The sequence below is a fragment of the Mesorhizobium sp. P3_A9 genome (assembly GCF_056402975.1).
Genome location: NZ_JBFUGJ010000504.1, coordinates 1 through 3,312, shown reverse-complemented (window position 1 = coordinate 3,312; position 3,312 = coordinate 1). Strand labels below are relative to the sequence as shown.

The window sequence follows — 3,312 nt, the reverse complement described above, 5'->3', positions numbered from 1 at the left end:
CACCAGAATCCGGCCTTCTGGTCAAACCCGCGTGTCTTCGACGCCAGCCGGAARGAATTCMTCGAGAACAGCTTYGATCGACGGGCCTTTATTCCCTTCCTWACCGGACCGCGCATGTGTGGTGGCGCGCGTCTCGGYCGGCTGGAAGTCAGGGAGGCGGTCCTGGCTATWRTGCGCCAGTTCGCTTTCAGCCGGGCCGACGATGTGATCCGGTTCGACTACGCGCTGGCGTTGCGCCCGGCGCAGGGGTCTTCGGTCGGTGTTTCGCGTCGATGAAACGCCAGGTCAGGTATGGTCCTGCCAAAACCGCCTGACATAGTCCCCAAATTGTCTTTTTATCATGGTCTTGAGCTCGGCATCATGCGCATAGCGCGTGCTTGCCGAGATGGCTTTTGATTTCAGCTCGAAGCCAGAGAACCAGTTGCTCATTGTGGCGGAAGCGTTTTCCTGCTGGTTCGCGATAAAGTCCTCATAGCAGACCTCCGCCACTCTGCGCCGATCAAGCGTGTTCAGGTAATTTTTCCACCTGATCTCGCTGTCGAGAATGTACTGGGCGGTATCCCTGACCACCCTTTCGGTCAAAATTGTCACCGTGGGAATTCCAGGCAGCGTCGCCTGGCTGTCGAACGGTTGGCCCGTATGCAGCATCGAGAGCAGGCTTATGGTCTGATCGACCTTGTTTCTCCTGGAGAGGAAGACATAGAACGAGTTGCCGTCGTCATCGCCGATCGAACTGCGCGCGAATGGCAGGTTTTCAAAGAAGATCTTGGCGGCAAATACGCCGTTCTCAGTCCTTTTTGCCAGGAGACAGCGACCATAGGCGGACGCCTGCTGATTGAGTTTTTCAAGGTCAATGGTGTCGTCTGCCGACCACCGTCTCATCAGCGGCAACGCATATTGCCACTGAAAATACTCCGTGGGTATTCCGAAGCCGAACTGCTGCAGGACCTGACAATAGGAATGCCCAGCCGTTCGCGGAGTCGTGCAAATCAGGATTTTGGCTGGGCTTTCGGTAGAGCTTCGGCGATCATGGGTCGCGGCGATATAGTCACTGTACAGATCGTCGAAATGCATTTCCGGAACCAACCCCACCACGACATCCAGTTTTCAGGTAGCAGACAGGAACCCCAGGATGAGCAGAGCCTGGTCCAGTGTCATGAGTGATGGCGGATCGCCGGCATCGAGGTTGTCGACAAGCCACAGATCAGGCCGTGCCAGCCGTGTGCGCTCGATAGCCTGCCGGTCAATGACCTGACTGTCGCGGCCGTACATCAGCAGGATGCGGGCGTCGATCTTGGCGGCGATTGGGAAAAGATCGTATTCGCGGCCGGCCAGGGCGCCGAAATTTCCCGTCGTGGCAGGGTCATAGGCAAGCCGGAAGCCATCGGGGCCGGCGGCGATCCTGTTCTCGACATAGCGGTTGAACACGGCGTCCTCGACCGGGCCCATGGCAGCTCTGGTGCCGCTTAGATAGTCCTTGGCCGCCGCGCGGGTTTCGAACGCAAGCGTACTTTCTCCGAGGACTTCGTYTCTCATCGCGTCGACCTTCGRCCCGCCGAGCATKGGSACGTCGTTGAGAAYGATTYKMGYGGCCTTGGAGCGKGTCATSTGCAKAAACAGMAGCAAAATCGTGCCGCCCCAAGACGTGCCGATAAAGTGGTTCTCCGTACCGGCGAACTCGCCGAGCGCGCGCAGGCATTTGGAGTAGACATTGATGTCGTAGCCCGACCCCAGATAGGCGCTGCGCCCGCGCCCCAACAGATCGGGACAGATAACCAGGAAGCCATTGCGGCACAGGAAGGTGGCGAGATAATCGAAGTCGGCTCCATTGCCGGTGAAGCCGTGCAGGCAGAACACCGTTGCGCGCGGCGTGCCGGCCGGCCGCCAGATGCGCACGAACATCGCGGCATAGCGGTCATCCAGCCGGATGAGGATCTCTTGCGTCAGTGCCTCGGCGGGCGCGACCGTATCCATCAGGCGTCGCGCTTGCGGACGGCACGCTTGACCGAGCCGCGGTTATCGATGAAGTCGCGYTTCCAGAATACCGAYTTGTCSAGGTTGATGCGYTTGGCTTYYTTGATCAKCGGCAGGATGTGGGACGARGAYCGYGTCGCCAGTACCGTCACCGCAGTGGCGTCGCCGCCGGGGAAGGGGTTGAGCGGCCCGCCATTCGTCGCCCAGGCCTCGGCTATCTCGCGGCTGGTCTGGATCCAGCCGACGTAAGCAACGATGGAGTCGTCGATCGAGCCGATCATATGGGTCTGCTGATCCAGCTGGTAGCGCAGTGTCTTCACCATCAGGCCGAATTCGTAGCCGTCAAAAGGCGGATAATGCGCGATGAAGTTGCAAACAAGCCCAAGCGAAACCGGATTGCTGGGAATACGCGAAAACAGAAGATTGCTCATGCCGAGATTGTTGACCCCGCCCACCCCAGATCATAACGATCAATCCGTACTCGCCACGAAACACGAAAACAATCGGAATTAGCGGACCGCCGCGGCTGGCCGCGCCGCGTATTCAAAGCGAATGTCGTGCGCTCTGAACGCATTCGAATTGCCAAGCCAAACAAAATTTTGCGAAGACGAAGCAGGAGATCAAGAATGGCCCAGGACAGCCCTTTCACAGTCGACGCGGATTGGCTGCAGACGCGCCTCGGCGAGCCGGGCCTGACGATCATTGACACGTCCTGGTATCTCCCGGCACAAAAACGCAACGCGCGTGCGGAATATGAGGCGGCGCATATTCCGGGCGCCCGATTCCTGGATCAGGACGCGGTTTCGGATCCCGAGGCCGCTTTGCCGCACACGCTGCCATCACCTCAGCATTTTGCCCGATATGTCGGCGCGATGGGTRTTTCKGCCGACGACACCATCGTCRTYTATGACGGTCCGGGGTTCTTCTCGGCGCCCCGGGCATGGTGGATGTTCCGCATCATGGGCGTTTTCCAGACCTATATTCTGGATGGCGGCTTCGACGGCTGGAAAGCGGCCGGCCGGCCGGTAACGGCCGAGCCGACGAAGATCGCGCCGAGCGTGTTCCATGCCGATTTCGACGCCGGTCGCGTCGCCAGCTTGGCCGACATGCGCCGGATCGTCGAGACCAGCGCCAGCCAGATTGCCGATGCCCGTGGACCCGGCCGCTTCACCGGTGCCGAGCCCGAGCCCCGTGCGGGCATCCGCTCCGGCCATATGCCGGGCGCGCGCAATGTGCCTTATTCCGCGCTGTCGGAAAACGGCATGCTGTTGTCGAAGGACCGTTTGCGGAGGGTGATCGAGGAGGCCGGCATTGACCTGTCGAAGCCCGTCGTCACAT

The 3,312-nt window shown here is 59.9% G+C and carries 5 protein-coding genes; 2 read left to right on the top strand and 3 right to left on the bottom strand.

Going from position 1 to position 3,312, the window contains the following annotated elements:
- The coding region (locus AC1DX0_RS33415; protein ID WP_477358634.1) for a cytochrome P450 at nucleotides 1-276 on the top strand (276 nt) is incomplete at its 5' end.
- Between the two features lie 9 nt (nucleotides 277-285).
- On the opposite strand, the gene AC1DX0_RS33410 is transcribed toward AC1DX0_RS33415, so the two are convergent.
- The 3 genes from AC1DX0_RS33410 to AC1DX0_RS33400 are packed head-to-tail and all read right to left on the bottom strand — an operon-like array spanning nucleotide 286 to nucleotide 2,405.
- Entirely contained in the window at nucleotides 286-1,092 is an 807-nt protein-coding gene (locus AC1DX0_RS33410; RefSeq protein ID WP_477220659.1) for a Stf0 family sulfotransferase, read from the bottom strand.
- 15 nt (nucleotides 1,093-1,107) lie between these two features.
- A complete protein-coding gene (locus AC1DX0_RS33405; RefSeq protein WP_477358632.1) occupies nucleotides 1,108-1,974 on the bottom strand; it encodes an alpha/beta fold hydrolase in 867 nt (288 codons plus the stop codon).
- On the bottom strand, nucleotides 1,974-2,405 hold the full coding sequence (locus tag AC1DX0_RS33400) for a hypothetical protein (RefSeq protein ID WP_477358630.1): 432 nt from the start codon (nucleotides 2,403-2,405) through the stop codon (nucleotides 1,974-1,976). Before AC1DX0_RS33400 ends, AC1DX0_RS33405 begins: the two co-directional genes overlap by 1 nt.
- Before the next feature lie 195 nt (nucleotides 2,406-2,600).
- Between AC1DX0_RS33400 and AC1DX0_RS33395 the strand changes: the two genes are divergently transcribed.
- Nucleotides 2,601-3,312 (top strand): sulfurtransferase (locus tag AC1DX0_RS33395; protein ID WP_477358628.1); only part of this gene is annotated, 712 nt, incomplete at its 3' end.